Below are 19,958 nucleotides of genomic sequence, written 5' to 3'. Positions count from 1 at the left end.
CGGGCCGCACGCGCGCGGCCACCCGCGCCCACCGTTTGAAGAGATTGACCGATGTCCGACCCCATCCGCAGTGAACAGGAAGAGTATTTCGAGCAGTTGTGCATCGCCGTCGATGGCGGCGAAACGCACGAGCAGGAAGCGATCGAATACTTCGAAGAGCAAAGCCACGAGGCCGATTTCGACGCCGCCCAGTGGCTCGACATCGCGCTCTACCACGCGCCCGACGTGGCGCGCGGCATCATCGACTTCGTCGACGCGGAAGACCGCGCGCGCAGCGATATCGCGCAGACGATCGCCGACAACCTCGACATCGCTTACGGCGACGACGACTGCCAGCGCTTCGAGTCGGTGATCCGGTTCGCGCTCGCCAACGGCGTGCCGGTCGACTTCGACGTGGTGCTCGACGGCTGCAACCGCGCGCTCGACGACCTCGAAGGCTGGGCCAACGACGACACGATGGCGCCGCTCGTGCAGTTGCGCGAATCGCTGCTCGCGCTGCAGGCGGAGTACTGATCCGGCCGCCGGTCGCCGGCGACCGGCACACCACGGCTGACCCCGATGCCAGCCTGTTATATTGCTTGCAAACACCTGTCGCCGGCCCCGCGCCGGCGCCCCGAGGGAGTCCGCCGGGCCGTAGACGGCCCGCGCGCGACACGAGCGCAACGTACAAGAAAGCACACTGCCGCGCCCGCCCGGCGCCAGGAGTCACGATGAGTCCGCGCCACACACCCCGCCTGGCCGCCGTCGCGCGGCCACGCCGCGCCGTCTTGCGCACGCTCGCGCGCCTCGCCCTCGCCGGCACGGTCGCGGGCGTCTGCGGCGGCGCGCTGCTCGCCTTGCCGGACGGCGCGGCCTACGCGGCGGGTCCGCTGACCGTGCGCATCGGTTTCGTGGCGGCGATCTCGGGCGACTACGCGAACTATGGCCGCGACCTGCAAAACGGCGTGCAGCTCGCGCTCGACGAAGCGAACGCCCAGGGTCTCCGGATCGGCGATCAGGTGGCGCATTTCGAACTCGTCGCGCTCGACGACCGCGCCGATCCGCGCCTCGGCGTGCAGTCGGCGGCCCAGCTCGCGAATCAGGGCGTGGCGGCCGTGATCGGCCATTTCAACTCGGGCACGGCGATTCCCGCCTCGCGCATTTATGAGAGCGCCGGCATTCCGATGCTCGACCCCGCCGCGACCAACCCCGTCATCACGGCGCAGGGCTTCGCGAACACCTTCACGGTGATCTCGAACGACGCGCAGAACGCAGGCATTGCCGGCGCGTGGGCCATCGACGTCATGAAGGCCAAACGCGTGGCGATCATCGACGACCGCAGCGCCTTCGGCCAGGGCGAGGCCGACGTGTTCGAACGCACCGTGAAGGAGCACGGCGGCAACGTGGTCGCGCGCGAGTTCGCCGCCATGGAATCCGACGACTTCGGCCCGCAGCTCTCGAAGATCAAGGCCGCCGACGCCGACCTGCTCTACTTCGGCGGCCTCGCGCACCAGGCGGCGTCGCTCGTCAAGCAGATGAAGGCGCGCAGCATGAACACGCAGTTCGTGGGCGGCGGCGGCGTGGCGAACCCCGACTTCGTGCAGCTCGCGGGCGCGGCCGGCGAAGGCGCGATGGCATGGGAATACGGCCGCCCGCTCGCGCAACTGCCGGACGGCCCGCGCTTCGCGCAGAAGTACCGCAGTCGCTTTGGCGCCGACGTGCTCGCTTACGCGCCCTTCGGCTATGACGCCGCGTGGGCCGCGATTCACGCGATGGTCGCGGCGAAGTCAGCGAAACCGGACGTCTACCGCCCCGTGCTCGGCACGCTCGCCTTCGACGGCGTGACCGGCCGCATCGCCTTCGACGAACATGGCGCGCTCAAGAACGGCGCGTCCACGCTGTATCAGGTCAAACAGGGCGTGTGGGTTTCGGTGATGACGCGCGGCGGCTGAGACCGCGCGTTCGATGCCTGTTTTCAGGCGTCTAAAAAATTAATCAGCCATCCTGATCGATTCATCGCGCGCGCACGACGATCTGCGCATGCGTGTCGCGCTGGATGCGCACGAGCGCATCGCGCATCTGCTCGAACTGCTGCGCCGAACACACCTGTTGCCCGAATCGCGCCGACAAGCGCCGCGCAATCTGCACCGTGCGCGTGAGCGGATCGAACACGTAATGCGCGCTGTAGACGATGCGCGCCGCGTCGGCCTGCGTGCTCACATCGGTATCGCGCGGCAGATCCGTCACGCGCGCGAACGCGGGCAGCGCGATCTGCGCGTCCTCCTCGTATTCGCCGCCCACGCAGGCCCACGGCTGCGTGCGGCGCGGCACCGCGAGCCAGGTGTCGATCTGCGTCGCGATGCCGCCCGACAGGCTGCTCAGCGCGGGCAGCGCCGTGGTGCCGTCGCGCCAGACGAAGTGGTCGAGCGTGCCCTCGATACGCGTGCCGAACGGCCCCGACGTGGCGTCGAGCGCGCTCGTCGACAGACGCGCCGTGCCTGCGAGTCCGGTCAACCGCACGCGCTGCGCGGCGATCTGCTGCGCGACCTGACGCGTCGCGCGGCGAAACGTGTTGCGCTCCGGTTCCGCGCTCGCGCCCGCATCGTCGACGTGATAGCGAAACGCGGCGTTGCCCTCGGCATTCACGTCGATCTCCAGCCGCGCCGAACGCGCGCGCGGTTGCGTCGCGGGCGTGCGCACGAGCACGCCGTCGTCGACGAGCAGCGCCGGGCGGTCCATCACGCCCGCCGGCAGGAAGCCGAACGCCACGCCGCCCGACGAGGTATCGGCGAACACGTTCAGATCGGGCAGATACGCGATGACGTGGTTGATCGCTTCCGCGCCATAGCCCGGCACGTCCGGCAAGCTGTAGACCGGCCCGAGGCTGATGAGCGCGGCCTCGGCGCGCACGCCGACCGCCGCCAGCAGCGCCGTGAATAGCGCGACGTGATCCTTGCAGTCGCCATAACGGTCGCGCAGGATATCCGCCGCGCGATGCGGCGCGGCCTCGGTCTCGCCCAGAAACAGCGCGACGTAGCGAATGTTCAGACGCATCCAGTCGTAGATGCGCGCGGCCTTCTCGCGCGGATCGCTCGCACCCGCCGTCAGCGATTGCGCGAAGGCCGCGATGGCCGGACTCGTCGCCGACGGATCCGCCGCCGACTCGCGGTAGCGCGCCGCGAAGACCGCGAAGCCCGGCACCGTCGTCACCATCAGGCGCGCACCCCAGTTCACGCGCGCGATCGCGCCCGCCTCCAGCGGCGCGTACGGGCCGTGCGCGTAATCGAACGCGTAGCGGGTGCGGCCGTTCTCCGTCACGGGCGGCTGCGCGGTGTAGCCGCGTGCGTCGGCGTAGAGCGGCACGTCGGCGGGCAGATCGAAAATCAGGCGCTGGAACTGCGTGGGCTGATCTTCCGGCACCGCGAAGTACGAGAACGTGCCAGCCTGCAAGGGCTTCGTGCGCCGCTTCGAAAACGCGAGGCGCACGCGCGAACCGGGCTGCACGCCCGGAAAGATCACGGTGCGCAAGACGCCGTCCTCGAAGGTCGGCGCGCCCGCCGAGCGCGGCTCCTGCACGTCGCGGATATTCGCCGGGCCGACCGCGTGCGCGCTGCCGTCCGGATCGACGGTCTGCGCCGCGAGGCCCGTAATCGTTTCGATATCCTTATTGAACCAGACGTAGCGCTGGGCGATGGCATCGACGCCCGCGCCCGTGTTCGCGCGCAAGGTCGAATCGTCGCGCTCCTCGACCGAGCCGTCTTTTTGCACGACGAAAACGTGGACGTCGCGTTCCAGCGTCGCCGGGGGCGTGTCAGCTTCGGTGGACGAATCGGGCGGCGGCGTGGTGACGGGCTGCGCCGATGCCGCCCGCGTCGCCGAGGCCACGCAGAGTGCAAGCGCAAGCGCGAAGATCCGCGCAAAGCCGCCGGGGCGCGTCACGCTCAACGCCGCGTGCGCCGCGCGCCGCGATCACCGAACGATCCCGCCACGACGATCGCGAGACACGCGCGTTCGTGACGTTCCTCGAAGGGCCGGTCGCCGGGGCCGAGCGTGCGGACGCCATCATCGGCGTGCGGGCCCGGACCCGCGGCGAGCGGGCGGCGTTCCGGCTGACGCGCCGCGCCGTCGCGCCGAAGCTGCGCGAGCGCGCGTTGCAGACCGGCGGCGAGCGACGAAGAGGACGGGGAAAGCGCAGCGGACACGGCGACCTCGCGGAGACGATGGCGTTCGACTTTCGTTGTAGCACATCGCCTGCCGCACCGCCCGCTTCAGACAACCGCTTCAGACCACCCGCTTCAGACCACCCGCTTCAGGCCGCCCGCCTGCCCTGCTCCTCGACGGCCCGCAGCAATGCCAGCGCGATGCCATGCGCCGCGAGCCGCACCTCGTCGAGCGAAGGAAACGACGGCGCAATCCGCAAATGGCTGTCCTGCGGATCGACGCCATAAGGAAACGCCGCGCCTGCGGGCGTGAGCACGAGCCCCGCCTCGGCGGCAAGTTCCACCGTGCGGCGCGCGCAGCCCGGCGGCGCATACAGGCTGATGAAATAGCCGCCCTGCGGCGCGTTCCAGCTCACCTGCGGCACGCCCGCCAGACGCTCGCGAAACACCGCATCGACCGCGTCGAACTTCGGCGCGAGCAAGGCGCGGTGCCGGGCCATCAGCGCGTCGAGCGTCGCGCGATCGCGCACGAAACGCACGTGGCGCAACTGGTTCAGCTTGTCCGGGCCGATCGAGCGCACACCCGTATGGCGCAGCCACCACGCCACGTTGCGCGGCGACGCCGCCAGCCACGCGAGCCCGCCGCCCGCGTAAGTCACCTTCGACAGCGACGCAAACACCAGCACGCGGTCCGCGTGGCCCGCCGCCGCGCAAGCCGCGATCATGTCGTGCGCGGCGCGCGGCGTCTCGACGAGATGATGGAAGCGATAGGCGTCGTCCCAGAACAGGCGGAAATCGGGCGCGGCCGTGGCCATCGCGGCGAGTCGGCGCACGACGTCGTCGGAATACGTCGCGCCCGTCGGGTTGCTGTAATGCGGCACGCACCACATGCCCTTGATCGAGGCGTCGTCGCGAACGAGCGCTTCGACGGCGTCGATGTCGGGACCTTCGTCGTTCATCGGCACGGCGATCATGCGCACGCCCAGCGCCTCGCAGATCGCGAAGTGACGGTCGTAGCCCGGCGCGGGACAGAGGAACGCGATCTCGCCCTGGGCGCGCCACGGCGCGCCTTGCGCGCCCGCTTCGCCCGACGGCACGCCATGCAGCAGTGCGAACACGAACGCGTCGTGCATCAGTTCGAGACTCGAATTGCCCGCCGCCACCACCTGCGCGGCGCTCACGCTCAGCAGTTCCGCGCCCAGTTCGCGCGCCTCGGGCACGCCCGCGCCCAGCCCGTAATTGCGGCAGTCGAAGCCATCGCGCGCGCGAAAACCGGCTGTATCCGCAGCCTCGAACAGCGCCGCCGAGAGATCGAGCTGTTCGGGCGCAGGCTTGCCGCGCGACATGTCGAGGCGCAGGCCGAGCGCGCGGAATCGTTCGTAGTTCAAATCAATAGACGGGGTCATCGACATCGCGGATCTCGTTATGGTTGGCGGCAACGCGCTAGCGGAACGTGAGAAGGGAGCGGACCGAGGACAAAGCGGACGGCTCGTTCCCCAGAATACGGACGTCGCGGGCTTCAGACAAACGCGTTATATTGAAGTTTTCGATCAGTTTTTCTTATACCGATGAAGACCCTCGATCTGGACGTGCTCGCCATGGTGGTGGCCGTCGCCGACGCCGGCAGCTTCGTGCGCGGCGCGGCGCTGGTGCACCGCTCGCAGGCCGCGCTGAGCATGCAGATCCGCGCGCTCGAAGAGACCCTCGGCAAGCCGCTCTTCATCCGCGCGCCGCGCAACGTCACGCCCACGCCCGACGGCCATACGCTGATCGCCTACGCGCGGCGCATGCTGGCGCTGCGCGACGAGGCCTGGGCGACGCTCGCACATCCCGAGGTGACGGGGCGCGTCTCGATCGGCATGCCCGACGACTACGCGTCGTCGCTGCTGCCGCCCGTGCTGCGCAAGTTCTCGGCGAACTGGCCGAAGGTGGAGATTCAGGTGGTCGGGCTGCCGAGCAGCGCGCTCGCGCCGCTGGTGCGGGAGAACAAGATCGATCTCGCGTGCATCACCGGCACGACCGGCACCAGCAGCGCGCGCGGTCTGTCCGGCGAATTCATCCGCTTCGAGCCGATGGTCTGGGCCGGGCCGCCCGCCGCCGCCACGGCCGCGATCGGCCGCGAGGTCTGGCGCGAACGGCCGCTGCCCATCGCCCTCTTCAGCGCGGGCAGCGTGGCGCGCGCGAACGCGATCCAGGCGCTGGAGCGTGCGCGCATCACCTATCGCACATCGTATGAAAGCCCGAGCTTGATGGGCTTGTGCAGCATGGTGGCGGCGGGCCTCGCCGTGGCGCCGCTTGCGCGCTGCGCCGTACCCGAGACCTTCGCGACGCTGGGCCGCCCGCACGGTCTGCCCGATCTGCCCGAACTCGAAGTCGTGCTCGCACGCAGCGCGAGTTCAAACCGCCCGCCGTGCGACTTTCTCGCCGAGCAGATTCTCGCGGAACTGCGGGTCTAGCCGATGAAAGCGGTGCGTAATGCGCGGCGTCACTCCTCGCCGAGACGCAGCAGCAGCGCATGCAGCCGCGAGATGTGCCGCAGCAGTAACTCGCGGTGCTTCTCGATCTGCTCGAGCCGCCCTTCGAGATCGGCGCGCACGCTTTCGTCGGGCTCCGCGTAGCCGATCACGTCCTCGATACGCGAGCGCAGCGCTTCCGGATCGACCGGCAGCATGCTCAGGTGGCGTTCGAGCTTGCGCACGTCCTGCGCCGCCAGTTCGCGGATCTTGCGCGTGCCCGCCAGCTTCCGCTGCGCCTGAGCGTCCTGCCCCGCCTCGCGCCTTGCGCCCGTCTGCCCGAAGATGGGCTCGGAGCGCAGCACCGGCGCCTTGCGCACCGGATGCGCCGTGCCGCGAAAACGCGCGCGCGGCGATTCGCCGGCGATGGCCTCGCGGGCTTCGTCGGGTACGTCGGCCGCCTCGTGCGGCTCGTCCATCCAGCCTTCGCGCAAGCCCGTGACGGCTTCCACGCCGCGCACGAACTCCGCGCTGAAGTCGCGCTGACCGGTCACGATCAGCTTCATGTGACTGGCGGAAAACGTCATCATGCGCGCGAGCCGCGTGACCGCGCCGACTTCGCGGGTGAGCAGCGCGAGGTTCGCGCGCCACATGGGCATGAGCGTTGCGCCGGAATCTTCCATTGCGGAGGTCCTCCTCGAAGGCCGCATCAGCGTCGATGCGCCTGGCCGATGCCTGAAGGTTAGCCGCATCGCACGGTGCGATGCAACCCGCCGCAAGACACGTGCCGCGCGGCCGCAACGTTCAAGCGGGGTCGTAACCCGCTAGTGAGCGATGCAGCAGCACGCTCGCGCCATAGGGAGGCATCGCTGCAAAAGGAAGGGAGGGATTACTTCGGATTACCAATGAATCCATGTCCGCTGCAACGCAACAGAAAGACGAAGCGCGACTGGAAAAAACGGCGGAACGTGCCTAGAAATGCCCGGTAAATCGATACCGGCTGCCAGGATGCCAGAGGTTCGCCACCGACGCCACCAGCGCGCGCGACCACGTGCGCCGATGCAGCACGAGACACGGCTCGAACTCGCCCATCGCCAGATGCGCGCGCGTGTCGACTTCGGGCGCAAGCGCCTCGATGCGGTACTCAACACGCTGCAAAGGCGCCACGCGCACGAGATACTGATTCGGCGTGGTCTGCGTGAAATCCTGTCCGGCGTAATCGGGCGCGAGCGCGGGATTGACCCAGCGCTCTTCGAGTTGCACGGGCTTGTCGTTTTCGAAGTGCAGCACACGGGAGCGAAACACGACGTCGTGCGTGCGCAGGCCCATTTCGAGCGCGAGCGCCTCGTCGGCGGCCATCGGCCCGAGTTCCAGCACTTCGGCGCGATAACGATGACCCCGCGCGACGATCTCATCGGAAATGCTGCGGATGGCCACCAGCGTCGACTCGTACTTCGGCCGCGCGACGAAGGTGCCCGCGCCCTGCACGCGCGTGAGCACCTGTTCGGCAGTCAGCTCGCGCAGCGCGCGGTTCACGGTCATGCGAGCGACCTTGAACTCGCGCGCCAGCTCGTTCTCCGACGGCACCTGGTCGCCCTCGCCCCACTCGCCCGCGTCGATGCGCGCAAGGATGAAGTCCTTGATGCCTTGATACGCGGGCGCGTTCATGCGCGACGCTCGTCGCCCGGCGACGCTCAGTTCGCCTGCGATTCGAACGCGAACGGGCTGTGCGCCGCGATCACGCCGTCCTGCACCAGACGCGTGACGGCCGCGATATCCGGCGCGAAGTAGCGGTCGAGATCGTAGTGCGGAACTTCGGCGCGCACGGTCTGCATCACGCGTTGCAGCGCCGGGCTGGTCTGGTGCGGCGCGCGCAGATCGACGCCTTGCGCGGCGGCGAGCAGTTCGATCGAGAGGATGTTGGCCGTGTTGTCGGCGATGTCGGCGAGCTTGCGCGCACCGAAGGTCGCCATCGACACGTGGTCTTCCTGGTTCGCCGAAGTCGGCAGCGAATCGACCGACGCCGGATGTGCGAGCGTCTTGTTTTCCGAGGCCAGCGCCGCCGCCGTCACGTGCGCGATCATGAAGCCCGAGTTCACGCCGCCGTCCTTGACGAGGAAAGGCGGCAGACCCGAGAGCGTCGCGTCGATCAGCAGCGCGATGCGGCGCTCGGCCAGCGCGCCGATTTCGGCGGCCGCCAGCGCGAGATTGTCGGCGGCGAAAGCCACCGGCTCGGCGTGGAAGTTGCCGCCCGAAAGCACTTCGAGCGTTTCCGGAAAGATCAGCGGATTGTCGGAGACGGCGTTCGCCTCGATCAGCAGCACGTGCGCCGCGTGGCGCATCTGGTCGAGACACGCGCCCATCACCTGCGGCTGGCAGCGCAGCGAATACGGGTCCTGCACCTTGCCGCAATCGCGGTGCGAGAGGTTGATCGCCGAGCCTTCGAGCAGGTCGCGATACGACGCGGCCGCTTCGACCTGGCCGCGATGGCCGCGCAGTTCGTGGATGCGCGCGTCGAACGGCTTGACCGAACCCGCCGCCGCGTCCACGCTCAGCGCGCCCGACACCAGCGCCGTGCGGTACAGGTCTTCGATCGCGAACAGGTTGTAGAGCGCGAGCGCCGTGGACGCCTGCGTGCCGTTGAGCAGCGCGAGGCCTTCCTTGGCCTGGAGCGTGAGCGGCTTGAGGCCGGCGGCGGCCAGACCCGCTTCGGCACTGGCGCGCTCGCCGCGAATGAACACTTCGCCGATGCCGAGCAGCACCGCCGACATGTGCGCGAGCGGCGCGAGGTCGCCCGAAGCGCCGACCGAACCCTTCACGGGAATCAGCGGCAGCACGTCGGCGTTGAACAGCGTGACCAGCGCGTCCATCACTTCGCGGCGGATGCCCGAGTGGCCGCGGCCCATGCTCGACAGCTTCAGCGCCATCAGCAGGCGCACGACCGGACGCGACATCGGCTCGCCCACGCCCACCGCGTGCGAGAGCACGAGGTTGCGTTGCAGCAGTTCGAGCTGATCGGTCGGGATATGCGTGCTCGCGAGCCGGCCGAAACCCGTATTGATGCCGTAAGCGGGCTCGCCCTTGGCGGTGATCTCGGCGACGGCGCGCGCGCCCGCGTCGATGCCGGCGTAGCTCGCCGGATCGAGTTCGAGTTTCACCGTTTCGCGCGCGATCTGGCGCAGTTGGGGCAGGGTCAGATGGCCGGGCGTGAGAAGCATGATCGAATCCTGTCTATACAAGTTGTCGCGCAGTCTAGCCTGGCGCGCCTGTATAGACAACTCTTAGTCGGATCACGCCGCCCTGGGACTATCCATGAGTGCGGCCCCCGCCACGGCACCGGGCCCCGTCAGGGCTGAAGTTCCAGCCTGCCCCCGATAAACGCGAGAAAGCACTGCACGCGGGCGGCCAGCGCGGCGCTGCGGTAATAGACGGCGTGGATCGGCTGACGCTCGGCGAGCAGCGCGTCGTCGAGGAGCGTGACGAGGCGGCCCGACGCGCGGTCGTCGGCGGTCATGAAGTCCGACAGACAGGCGATGCCCGCGCCGGCGAGCGCGAGTTGCCGGATGGTTTCGCCGCTCGAAGCGGACAGCGTCGGCTGGATCGCGATGCCCGGCTCGGCGGTTTCGTCGAACAAGGGCGCCTGATGCTCGCTGTCCGCGTAGGCGTCGGCGTTGGATTCGCGCAGCGGCCAGCGATTCAGTTGCACGGGCGCCGTGAAACCGATCAGCCGCTGCTCGCGCAAGGCCGCGAGCGAGCGCGGCGTGCCGTGCTCCGCGAGATACGCGGGACTCGCCACCACGCGGCGGCGGCTCACGCCGAGCGAGCGCGCATGCAGCGTGGAATCCTGCAGCGCGCCGATACGGATCGCGATATCCACGCGCTGTTCCAGCAGGTCGACGATGCGCTCGTTGCTCGTCAGTTCGAGCTGAATCTCGGGAAAGCGCGCCGCGAACGCGCTCACGTGCGGAACGATACAGTGCAGCATGAACGGCGTGGCCGCGTCCACGCGCAGCCGCCCCGACGGCTGCTCGCGATGGCGCGTGACGGCCTCTTCGGCATCTTCCATCGCGCCCAGAATCGCGCGGGCGCGTTCGAGGAACAGCTCGCCTTCTTCGGTCAGTTGCAGCCGCCGCGTGGTGCGCAGGATCAATGCCACGCCCAGTTGCTTTTCGAGCCGTGTGAGCGCACGGCTCACGCCCGACACCGTCTGCTGAAGTTTTTCGGCGGCGGCGGTGATCGACCCAGCATCGATCACGGTGACGAATACGAGCAATTCGTCGGTCGACGTTTTCATTATTGATCCGCAGTCAAGATTCATTTGAGACTAACACGGTTTTTGCAAAGCGCGAATGCCGCGATACTCATCGCCAGATCATTCATCACGACCATTCGCCCCCGCTACCGTTGGCGGCGCCGGGCCAACCAGGAGAGTCCCAATGAAAGTATTCGTGACAGGCGCAGGCGGCTTTATCGGCGGCACGATCGCGGCGCATCTGGCGCGCGCGGGCCACGAAGTGCGCGGGCTGGTGCGCCGCCCCGAACAGTTCGCCGACCTCGAAGCGCTGAACATCGCGCCGGTGCGCGGCGGCCTCGACGACCGCGACCTGCTGATGCACGAAGCGCGCGCCGCCGACGCCGTCATCAACGCCGCCGACAGCGACCATCGCGGCGCGGTCGAAGCGCTGCTCGACGCGCTCGAAGGCTCGGGCAAGCCGCTGCTGCATACGAGCGGATCGAGCATCGTCGGCGACGCCTCGGGCGGCGAGCCGACCGACAAGATCTACTACGAAGACGCCCTGCCCGCGCCGACGCCCGACAAGGCGCCGCGCGTGGCCATCGACGATCTCGTGCTCGCGGGCGCGCAGCGCGGCATTCGCAGCGCCGTGCTCTGCAATACGCTGATCTACGGCGTCGGCGCGGTGCCGGGCGCGGCGAGCGTGCAGTTGCCGCGGCTGATTCGTCAGGCGCAGAAAAGCGGCGTCATGCGTCACGTGGGGCGCGGCCTGAACATCTGGTCGAACGTGCACGTGGACGATGTCGCCGAACTCTATCGCCTCGCGATCGAGAAAACCCCTGCGGGCACGTTCTATTTCGTCGACAGCGGCGAAGCCAACTTCGTCTCGATGACCGAAGCGCTCGCGCGGAAGATGGGCCTCGGCGCGCCGCAAGACTGGCCGCTCAAGGACGCGATCGACGAATGGGGTTACGAGATGGCGTCGTACGGGCTCGGCTCGAACAGCCGCGTGCGTGGCGAGCGCGCGCGCACGCTGCTCGGCTGGCAGCCGAAGCGCAACTCGGTCACGGACTGGATTCGCGACGAGATGCCGGTGCCGGCGTCCGGAAAATAACCGGCGCAAAAATAACGTTGTAATGCGCCGTATTGTTGCGTATCCGTAAGGTCGATCCGCTAGAATCGCGCCGGTTTGCACTACCCGCCGGCCCGCCTTCTTCGGATCGGCACCCGGATATGCCGATGCTCCTCGCGCTGAACTTCGACTGGCTGACCAACCTGCTCGCCATTCTGTTCGTCGTCGCTTGTCTCTACGATGCGCGCTACGACGAATACGGCACGCTGACCCTCGCCGCCGCCGCCATGGGTCTGATCGTGATGGCGATTGAAGTCCTGCTGCGCCCCGCGTTCGAGATGTCGCTTTAAGCCGACTCTCGCGTTCGCGACGCCGCATTGCGTCGCTCGCCCCTGGTGCTTTCATTCACGTTTCGCAGCACTTTCCGCGACCCTGCGCAAGCTGACAGACGCATCGTTTCGCGCTGTCTTTAAGCCCCACGCCTTCTTCAGCGCCCGGCCTTGTCGTGCCCGCAGCACGCGTGCGTCTGCGCGCTGTCGCCATAACGATCGTGATGGCGCATCCAGTCGTTCATGTCGTGCGCTTCGTTGCGGCCTTTCGCGGTGAATTCGAGCATCGCGTAGGTCGCGATCGGCAATTCGACGCCGCGCGCGTAGGCCGAATACGTGTGATACACCTGCCCCGCCTCGTCGCGATAGAACGCGCTGATGCCCGGTAATTCGTCGCTCACGTAGTCCTGTTCGCGATAGTTGTAGCGCGCCTTGCCGCGTGCCTTATCGGCGTCGGTGAAGGACACCTCGAAGTCGAAATTGAAGTCGCCGCCATAGGACGACACCCACGGAAACCGCCAGCCCATGCGCTGCTTGAAAGCCTCGATCTTCGCGAGCGGCGCGCGCGAGACGGCCACGTAAGTCACGTCGTGATGCTCCAGATGCGGCAGCATGCCGTCGACGTGATCCGAGAGAAACGAGCAGCCCGGACAGCCCTCTTCCCAGTCCGGTCCGAGCATGAAGTGATACGTCAGCAACTGGCTGCGCGGACCGAACAGCTCGGCGAGCGTGCGTGTGCCGTGCGGCGTCTCGAAGGTATAGTTTTTCTCGACTTTCACCCACGGCAGCGCCTGGCGCTTCGCCACCAGCGCGTCGCGCGCATGCGTGAATGCGCGCTCGTCTTCGAGCAGCGCCTCGCGCGCCCTCAACCATTCGGCCTCCGAAACAATCTTATGCGCTTCCATCGTGTCTTCCTCCTTCGGTTGATCGTCGATCCCGGCTTGAGTCCGGCCTAGTCGAACAGTTCGCCCAGCCGGTCGAATGCGCTGGACCAGCCTTCGCGATGCGCGTCGCGCGTTGCTTCGTCGAAGAGACGTTCGTGGCGCAGCGTCAGCTCGGTCGTTTCGCCTTCGGCACGCAGCAGCACGCTCACGCGCGATTCGCGCTCGGGCGTGCTGCGCCACGCCCACGTGAACACCAGTTTCTGCTCGGGCACGACCTCCAGATACGTGCCGCTCACATCGTGCTCCTCGCCGTCGGGCGAACGCATGATGACGCGAAAGCGCCCGCCCACACGCACATCCGCTTCGGCATGCAGGCAGGTCGTGTCGAGCGGATGCATCCAGCGCATCAGTTGCGCCGCTTGCGTCCATGCCGCGTAGACCTTGCAGGCGTTCGCGTTGAGACGACGGCGGATGACGAGGACGGCGACACCTCCGGCGGCGTCGGCGCCATCGCTTGTATTGGTGAGAGCGGTTGCAGCGGTGACAGGTTCGGGTCGGCGGGACATGCGTCTTCCTCCACGAAAGCGGCGAGGCGATCGAGCGCCGCGTTCCAGAAGCGCTGATAGTGCGCGAGCCACTGCATCGCGTCCTCCATCGGCCCCGCCGCGAGACGGCACGCGACCGTGCGCCCGGTCTTCTCGCGCGTGACGAGACCCGCCTCGGCGAGCACGTCGAGGTGCTTCATCACGGCGGGCAAGGACATCGCGAAGGGCTGTGCGAGCGCGCTCACCGAGAGCGCGTCCTGCTGGGCGAGCCGCGCGAGCAGCGCGCGCCGCGTGGGGTCCGCGAGCGCGGCGAAGGTGCGGTTCAACGCGTCGTCTTCATACTTAACCATGCGGTTTAGCATAGGACGCGAGACGCGGAAGTCAAGGCGCGATCTTTGCCGGTTTCGGCAATAAAAAATCGCGCCGCAAATGCCGCACGGCCCGCGCCGCCGTCAGGCGAACGCGAGCCGTGAAGCCGCCAGGACGGGCCGCCGTGGGACCGTCCTGCCGATGACCGGGCCAGCGCGACGCGTGCGCGTCAGATGGCCCAGCCGCCCAGGTAGAACGCCACGAGCACGGCGGCGATGATGACCGTGCCGACGTTGAGCTTCCTGAACTCGCCGCTCACCACGCGGCCGATCACCAGCGTGGAGAAGCCGAGCATGATGCCGGTGACGATATTGGCGGTCAGCACGATAAACACGGCGCAAACGAGGCCCGCCATCGAATCGACCATGTCGCTCATGTCGAGGCGCGCGACGCTCGACAGCATCATCAGGCCCACGTACATGAGCGCGGGCGCCGTGGCGTAGGACGGCACGAGGCCCGCGAGCGGCGCGAAGAACATCACCGCGAGGAACAGCACGCCCACCACGGCGGCGGCCATGCCGGTCTTCGCGCCCGCCGCCACGCCGACGGTCGATTCGATATAGGCGGCCGCCGGCGCGCCGCCGAAGAAGCCCGAGAAGATCGAGCTGACCGAGTCGGCCGTCAGCGCGCGGCCGCCGTTGATGATGCGTCCGTTGGCGTCGAGCTGGCCCGCCTGCCCCGCCACGGCGCGGATCGTGCCGGTGGCGTCGAACACGGCCGTCATCACGAGCGCGAGCACGCTCGGCAACACCGTCAGCGAAAGCGCGCCCTTGATATCCATCGCGCCGATCAGCGAGGCATGACCCGGTGCCGACAGCGACGGCCACGCGAACACGCCGTGGAACGCCACGGCCGGATCAAGCGCAAGCCCGAGCGCCGAGATCGCCACGATCACGATCAGGATCGAGCCCGGCACGCGGCGGCGCACGAGGCCGAAAATCGCCGCGAGACCGACCACCGACATGATGACCGGCAGCGAGGTGACATGACCGAGCGAAACCGGCAGACCCGCGCCCGGATTTTTCACGACGAGGCCCACGTCGTTGGCCGCGATCAGCAGCAGGAACAGCCCGATGCCGATGCCCGTGCCATGCGCGATGCCGTGCGGCAGGTTGCGCAGAATCCACGAGCGCACGCCCGTGACGGAAATCGCCGTGAAGACGAGGCCCATCAGAAATACCGCGCCGAGCGCGACTTCCGGCTTGAGCCCTTTGCCGAGCACGAGGCCGAACGCGGTGAACGCCGTCAGCGAAATGGCGCAACCGATCGCGATCGGCAGGCGCGCCCACAGCCCCATCAGCAGCGAGCCGAATGCGGTGGTCAGGCAGACGGCGACGAACACGGCGCTGGTGTCGAAGCCCGCCTTGCCGAGCATGCCGGGCACGACGAACACGGAATAGACCATCGCGAGGAACGTGGTGACGCCCGCGATGCCCTCCTGGCGCACCGAGCTGCCGCGCGCGGCGATGTCGAAATAGCGGTCGAGCAAGCCCGTCGCGCGGGCGGCGTCGAGGGCGTCGCCGTCACGGGCCACGGACAGATCCGCGGTCAGTTCGGCGGCGTCGGCCAAGGGCCGGACGTGGGGGTCGAGCATGAGTGCCTCCTTTATCAGCATGCTGAAACGGACCGGCGGCTTGCGCGCGGCCCCGTCATCAGGTTCGTCTCGTATGTTGAGTTGTCGTGTCGACGCCAGCCGGGCGCGCCTTGGAAAGCGCTGTCTATGTCGGTGGACAGTTTTTGACATCTTTATGCTGGATCGAAGGTTAGGCGAACCCGTCATGCGCTCCCATCGCGTAAATCGCATTGAGGACATGCCGTGATCCTTATATCGCCGCGAACAAGGCCCGGCGGGCGGGCGGCCCCCGCGTTTACCCCGGCGCTTTTTTCTTCCGCGCTCTGGCCGCGCGCGATGTCGTCCGATGAATGAATCGGATGGGATCGCCGCGCTCGGGCGTGCGGCTTGCGCTGAGCCGCACGCCTGACAGAACGCGCAGGCAGCCCGAATTGGCACGAACGGCACCCGGCGCGCGCCGGCCGGCTCGCGCGACAAGCGCGGCATCCGGGCCGCCGATGTGCTTTTGTCGTCGAGATGGCGGGTCAATCGGGTTGAAAAGACGCAAAAAGGGCCGTTTTAGGCGGATTGCCGCGTTGCGCGGGTTAAACTCTCACGACCCGGTTTGACCCCGCCGCGCGGCGCGCCTGAGCGCAAGCCCGCGCCGGCGCTCCTAGGAGTTTCTGTTGATGAGAGGCGGTTTCGCACGTCCTGTTGTAAATCTTCCGACCCTTTCTGCTCTGCTCGTCGTAGCCGTGCTGTCGGGCTGTAGCCTGTTCCGCTCGCCGCCGCCACCCGAGCCGGAAGCGCCCGTGGCCGCGAGCGAGCCGGATGTCGCGAGCGAGCCCGAGGCCGCATCGGCGCCCGATGCCGCCAGCGACACCGAAACGCCCGAAGCGAAGCCCGCGCCGCGCAAGCCGCGTCCCGCACCCGTGCGCCGCCGCCGCCCCACGCCGCCGCCGCCCGCGCCCGCCAGCGCGCCCGTCGCGCCGCCGCCGCAGCCGCTCGTGCAGACGAAGGTGATCGAACGCGGCACCTTCCGCACGCTGCTCGACAGCGAAGTGCAGAAAACCGACGGCAAGGTCGTGGGCCGCGCCGTCGACATGGTCGCGGGCCCCGGCGGCAAGCCGCAGGAGGTCATCGTGAATCTGCAGGGCTTCATGGGGATCGGCGACCGCAAGGCGAGCTTCCCGTGGAGCGCCGTGCGCGTGAATCCGCAGCCGAAGACGCCCGCCATCACGCTCGCGCTCACGCCCGCGCAGTTGCAGCTGACCGACCGGCCCAAGTCGGGCGGCGCGCAGCCCGGCGTCGGCGAGGCCGGCCCGACGCGTCTGCCGCTGATCGACGCGACCGTCGAGCGCGCCAACGGCGCCAAGGTGGGCCGCGTGGTCGACGTGCTGCTTGATGGCGGCGCGGACCCGCTCGCGGTCGTGCTCGACGTGAGCGGCACGCTGGAGAAACGCCACACGATCGCCGCCGACTGGTCGGCGCTGCACTTCGTCACGAAGAACAACGCGCTCGAAGCCCAGATCGAGATGAGCGATCAGCAGGTCGACGCCTCGCCGCCGTATGCGAACGACCAGCCGGTGCGCGCCGTCAGTCCGAATCCGGCCACCGGCGCCGCCCCGGCAGCTTCCGCGCGCGGTGCCCAATGATCGGTAAGACCACGCAATTCACACCCAGTCTGCGCAGCGTGCGTGCGCTCGACTGGCTCAACTTCTTCGTCGCGAACGTGCAGACGGGCTTCGGGCCGTTCATCGCTTCGTATCTGGCTTCGCACAAGTGGACGCAGGGCGAAATCGGCCTTGCGCTGTCGGTCGGCACGATCAGCGCGATGGTGAGCCAGGTGCCGGGCGGCGCGGCCGTCGACGCCTTGAAGAACAAGAAGGCCGCCGCGGCCTGGGCGATCATCGCGATCATCGCCTCGGCCGTGCTGCTGGCGTCGAGCCCGACCGTGATCCCGGTGATGGCCGCCGAAGTGTTCCACGGCTTCGCGAGCTGCATGCTGGTGCCGGCGATGGCCGCGCTCGCGCTCGCGCTGGTGGGCCGTCAGAATCTCGGCGACCGGCTGGGGCGCAACGCGCGCTGGGCGTCCATCGGCAGCGCCGTGGCCGCCGGGCTGATGGGGCTGTGCGGCGAGTACATCTCGCCGCGCGCCGTGTTCTGGCTGACGGCCGCGCTCGCGCTGCCGGCGCTCGTCGCGCTCGCGATGATCGAATACGACAAGCACGCGCACGCACCCAAGCCGCTCAAGGCGAACAAGGCCGATGCCGCGCCCGCCGGCGAAGAGCGCGAGACCATTCTCGATCTGCTGCGTGACAAGCGCATGCTCACGTTCGCGGCCTGCGTGGTGCTGTTCCACCTCTCGAACGCGGCGATGCTGAACCTCGCGGCGGGCGAAGTGACGGCCGGCATGGGCGACAACGTGCAGCTCGTGATTGCGGCGTGCATCATCGTGCCGCAGGCGATCGTCGCGATGATGTCGCCGTGGGTCGGGCGCACCTCGCAACTCTGGGGACGCCGCCCGGTGCTGATTCTCGGTTTCAGCGCCCTGCCCGTGCGCGCGCTGCTGTTCGCAGCCGTGGGCAACCCGTACTTCCTCGTGCCGGTGCAGATGCTCGACGGCCTGTCGGCGGCCGTGTTCGGCGTGATGCTGCCGCTGATCGCCGCCGACGTCGCGGGCGGCAAGGGCCGTTACAACCTCTGTATCGGGCTGTTCGGGCTCTCGGCGGGGATCGGCGCGACGCTCTCGACGGCGCTCGCGGGCTTTATCGCCGATCACTTCGGCAATACCGTGAGCTTCCTCGGCCTCGCGGCCGCGGGCGCGCTGGCCGTGCTGCTGGTGTGGCTCGTGATGCCCGAAACGCGCGAAACGCTCGACGAGGAGCCTGCGCGCGACGCGCCCGCATAAGGCGCGTCCGTAATCGTCAGACGTAAGGCGCGTGAGGTACGGCTGGCCGCGCTACACGTGACAAACAAGCCCCCGTCGCAGCGATGCGGCGGGGGCTTGTCACATGCGCACTGCTTTTACGTCGATATCGATGCGTTAGCGTCTCGCGGATTCCCGACGCGAGCGCAGAAGGGATGAACGAAAGGCACAAACGAGACGAGACAGGCCGGACGAACCGGCCTGTCTCTTGAGGAAAACCATGTAGCACGCATGATGCGGGTGCGACTCAACGGCGGCCATGAGCGCCGATTGCCGCTTATCGACAACTTATCGGCCGCTCATCGCCCACCTATCAGCCGGGAATCGACCGCGCGACGCCGCCTGCCCCGCCCCGAGCCGCGGCCCGGCCACCGCTCACGCGGCGAGCGCCTCGTCGAGACGCGCGGCCACGACGCCGTTCGGGAACGCATCGAGCTTGCTCGCGAGGATCATCGCGTCGGCATTGGCCGGACGATGACGGCGATTCGGGCTCGGACGGAACACCGCGTCGCCGCGACGAATCTTCTCGCCGGTCAACGCGCACACCGCACTGCGCCGCGCGGTGCAAACCCGCCACAACTGGTCGGAGTAACGCCCATACGTTGCGTCGCTCCAGCATACGGTGATGCTGTCCGGATCATGACGCCGGATCAAGGTGATGCCCTGCGCATCCCACGACCGCACCGTGGCGCGACGCCGATTGGCCGCTTCCGATGCGCTGCGTGTGATGGGTACCGGTTTGCAGTTTCTGAAGCCCATTGGCTCGACGTCCGGACTTACGGGTTCCGAAGCGGCCGTCAGAAGATCAATGGTTTGTTGCCATGCGCTGCCGGTATCTAATTTCGTCATAATGCACCTCGTGCACGTGGAAACGATTCAAATATGCCGGTCGAATAAGCACTCTGCCACGTCCGGATTATAGCGTGCGATTTCCGCTCTCCACAGGAAAAACTGAATTTTCACACGATAGTTCTCAATTATGAAATTCGAGACGTCGAATTTTCAAGTCAGACTATCTGCGGGCAATGGTGGTTTCTTTACATTCGGAACTTTTTTCGTGGATTTGTTGATTTTTAACATTGCCAACAGGAAAAAGTAACCGCACCATGCGCGCAAAGTGGAACGGTCCCGCCAATTAGCAAGACTATTAAGACATTCAACGGTTTCTTCGCGCACCTGCCGCAACGCCTTATCCGGCGGCCCTGAGCGGGCAGCGCATTGGATCCGCACTAGCAGACGCCGCATGTGCGCAGATGCTTGAGATCGTTGTTCGATCAATGAAACGCATGGATGTCTTAAGCCTTATGCGCAGTGGGATTACGCAAGCAGAAGTCGCCCGTGAGGCGCAGGAATTTGTCGCACGCCACGCCCCAAACCTTACAGATCTGAATTGCGAGACACGCCTCTATTTCAGGCATTATTAATCAAATATCAATTTGGCTTTAGCCGTTT

At 67.6% G+C, this 19,958-nt stretch carries 19 protein-coding genes; 7 read left to right on the top strand and 12 right to left on the bottom strand.

Features of this window, described 5'->3' with window-relative positions; genetic code table 11:
* Positions 1-51: 51 nt before the first annotated feature.
* Together SB764_RS17525 and SB764_RS17520 are read left to right on the top strand one after the other, a co-directional pair.
* Entirely contained in the window at positions 52-513 is a 462-nt protein-coding gene (locus SB764_RS17525; RefSeq protein WP_074986345.1) for a hypothetical protein, read from the top strand.
* A 197-nt stretch (positions 514-710) separates the two neighbouring features.
* A complete protein-coding gene (locus tag SB764_RS17520) occupies positions 711-1,931 on the top strand; it encodes a branched-chain amino acid ABC transporter substrate-binding protein (RefSeq protein ID WP_082992010.1) in 1,221 nt (406 codons plus the stop codon).
* 61 nt (positions 1,932-1,992) lie between these two features.
* On the opposite strand, the gene SB764_RS17515 is transcribed toward SB764_RS17520, so the two are convergent.
* The 3 genes from SB764_RS17515 to SB764_RS17505 form a co-directional block, all read right to left on the bottom strand.
* Entirely contained in the window at positions 1,993-3,918 is a 1,926-nt protein-coding gene (locus SB764_RS17515; RefSeq protein WP_410864185.1) for a DUF3857 domain-containing transglutaminase family protein, read from the bottom strand.
* A 2-nt stretch (positions 3,919-3,920) separates the two neighbouring features.
* Positions 3,921-4,181, bottom strand: coding sequence for a hypothetical protein (locus SB764_RS17510; protein ID WP_074986348.1), 261 nt, complete (start codon positions 4,179-4,181; stop codon positions 3,921-3,923).
* Positions 4,182-4,288: 107 nt separating this feature from the next.
* On the bottom strand, positions 4,289-5,551 hold the full coding sequence (locus tag SB764_RS17505) for an aminotransferase class I/II-fold pyridoxal phosphate-dependent enzyme (protein ID WP_410864183.1): 1,263 nt from the start codon (positions 5,549-5,551) through the stop codon (positions 4,289-4,291).
* A gap of 156 nt (positions 5,552-5,707) precedes the next feature.
* Here SB764_RS17505 and SB764_RS17500 point away from each other — a divergent pair, with 156 nt between their 5' ends.
* Complete coding sequence (locus SB764_RS17500; protein ID WP_065061175.1) at positions 5,708-6,595, top strand: LysR substrate-binding domain-containing protein; 888 nt, start codon at positions 5,708-5,710, stop codon at positions 6,593-6,595.
* Between the two features lie 29 nt (positions 6,596-6,624).
* Here the strand turns inward: SB764_RS17500 and SB764_RS17495 are convergent, their stop codons facing one another.
* The 4 genes from SB764_RS17495 to SB764_RS17480 form a co-directional block, all read right to left on the bottom strand.
* Entirely contained in the window at positions 6,625-7,275 is a 651-nt protein-coding gene (locus SB764_RS17495; protein WP_065061174.1) for a hypothetical protein, read from the bottom strand.
* A 289-nt stretch (positions 7,276-7,564) separates the two neighbouring features.
* Positions 7,565-8,260 carry a histidine utilization repressor gene (gene hutC, locus SB764_RS17490; RefSeq protein ID WP_065061173.1) on the bottom strand — a complete coding sequence of 232 codons (696 nt, stop codon included), beginning with the start codon at positions 8,258-8,260 and terminating at the stop codon, positions 7,565-7,567.
* Between the two features lie 26 nt (positions 8,261-8,286).
* Positions 8,287-9,813, bottom strand: coding sequence for a histidine ammonia-lyase (gene hutH, locus SB764_RS17485; protein ID WP_124260897.1), 1,527 nt, complete (start codon positions 9,811-9,813; stop codon positions 8,287-8,289).
* Between the two features lie 125 nt (positions 9,814-9,938).
* Positions 9,939-10,886 (bottom strand): LysR family transcriptional regulator, encoded by a 948-nt coding sequence (locus SB764_RS17480; RefSeq protein WP_124260821.1) that lies wholly within the window; start codon positions 10,884-10,886, stop codon positions 9,939-9,941.
* Positions 10,887-11,028: 142 nt separating this feature from the next.
* Here SB764_RS17480 and SB764_RS17475 point away from each other — a divergent pair, with 142 nt between their 5' ends.
* On the top strand, positions 11,029-11,940 hold the full coding sequence (locus SB764_RS17475) for an NAD-dependent epimerase/dehydratase family protein (RefSeq protein WP_110329365.1): 912 nt from the start codon (positions 11,029-11,031) through the stop codon (positions 11,938-11,940).
* A gap of 125 nt (positions 11,941-12,065) precedes the next feature.
* Positions 12,066-12,248, top strand: coding sequence for a hypothetical protein (locus SB764_RS17470; RefSeq protein WP_027821027.1), 183 nt, complete (start codon positions 12,066-12,068; stop codon positions 12,246-12,248).
* 137 nt (positions 12,249-12,385) lie between these two features.
* Here SB764_RS17470 and SB764_RS17465 read toward each other — a convergent pair whose 3' ends face one another.
* The 4 genes from SB764_RS17465 to SB764_RS17450 all read right to left on the bottom strand — a co-directional run bounded on the left by SB764_RS17465 (position 12,386) and on the right by SB764_RS17450 (position 15,619).
* A complete protein-coding gene (locus SB764_RS17465; protein ID WP_410864180.1) occupies positions 12,386-13,132 on the bottom strand; it encodes a DUF899 domain-containing protein in 747 nt (248 codons plus the stop codon).
* Positions 13,133-13,179: 47 nt separating this feature from the next.
* On the bottom strand, positions 13,180-13,518 hold the full coding sequence (locus tag SB764_RS17460) for an SRPBCC domain-containing protein (protein WP_197520345.1): 339 nt from the start codon (positions 13,516-13,518) through the stop codon (positions 13,180-13,182).
* Entirely contained in the window at positions 13,518-14,006 is a 489-nt protein-coding gene (locus SB764_RS17455; protein ID WP_080180555.1) for an ArsR/SmtB family transcription factor, read from the bottom strand. Before SB764_RS17455 ends, SB764_RS17460 begins: the two co-directional genes overlap by 1 nt.
* A gap of 188 nt (positions 14,007-14,194) precedes the next feature.
* Complete coding sequence (locus tag SB764_RS17450) at positions 14,195-15,619, bottom strand: NCS2 family permease (RefSeq protein WP_074986359.1); 1,425 nt, start codon at positions 15,617-15,619, stop codon at positions 14,195-14,197.
* Between the two features lie 713 nt (positions 15,620-16,332).
* On the opposite strand from SB764_RS17450, the gene SB764_RS17445 reads away from it, so the two are divergent.
* Complete coding sequence (locus SB764_RS17445) at positions 16,333-17,232, top strand: PRC-barrel domain-containing protein (RefSeq protein WP_231957612.1); 900 nt, start codon at positions 16,333-16,335, stop codon at positions 17,230-17,232.
* Positions 17,229-18,488, top strand: a complete 1,260-nt coding sequence (locus SB764_RS17440) for an MFS transporter (RefSeq protein WP_065061165.1) — start codon at positions 17,229-17,231, stop codon at positions 18,486-18,488. Before SB764_RS17445 ends, SB764_RS17440 begins: the two co-directional genes overlap by 4 nt.
* 393 nt (positions 18,489-18,881) lie before the next feature.
* On the opposite strand, the gene SB764_RS17435 is transcribed toward SB764_RS17440, so the two are convergent.
* Entirely contained in the window at positions 18,882-19,190 is a 309-nt protein-coding gene (locus SB764_RS17435; protein WP_161495575.1) for a DUF3331 domain-containing protein, read from the bottom strand.
* Positions 19,191-19,958: the final 768 nt, after the last annotated feature.

The sequence above is a fragment of the Paraburkholderia sp. SIMBA_027 genome, from assembly GCF_046535315.1.
Taxonomy (GTDB): domain Bacteria; phylum Pseudomonadota; class Gammaproteobacteria; order Burkholderiales; family Burkholderiaceae; genus Paraburkholderia; species Paraburkholderia tropica.
Note: the sequence above shows the minus strand (reverse complement) of the source record. Positions and strands in the feature narration are given on the sequence as shown.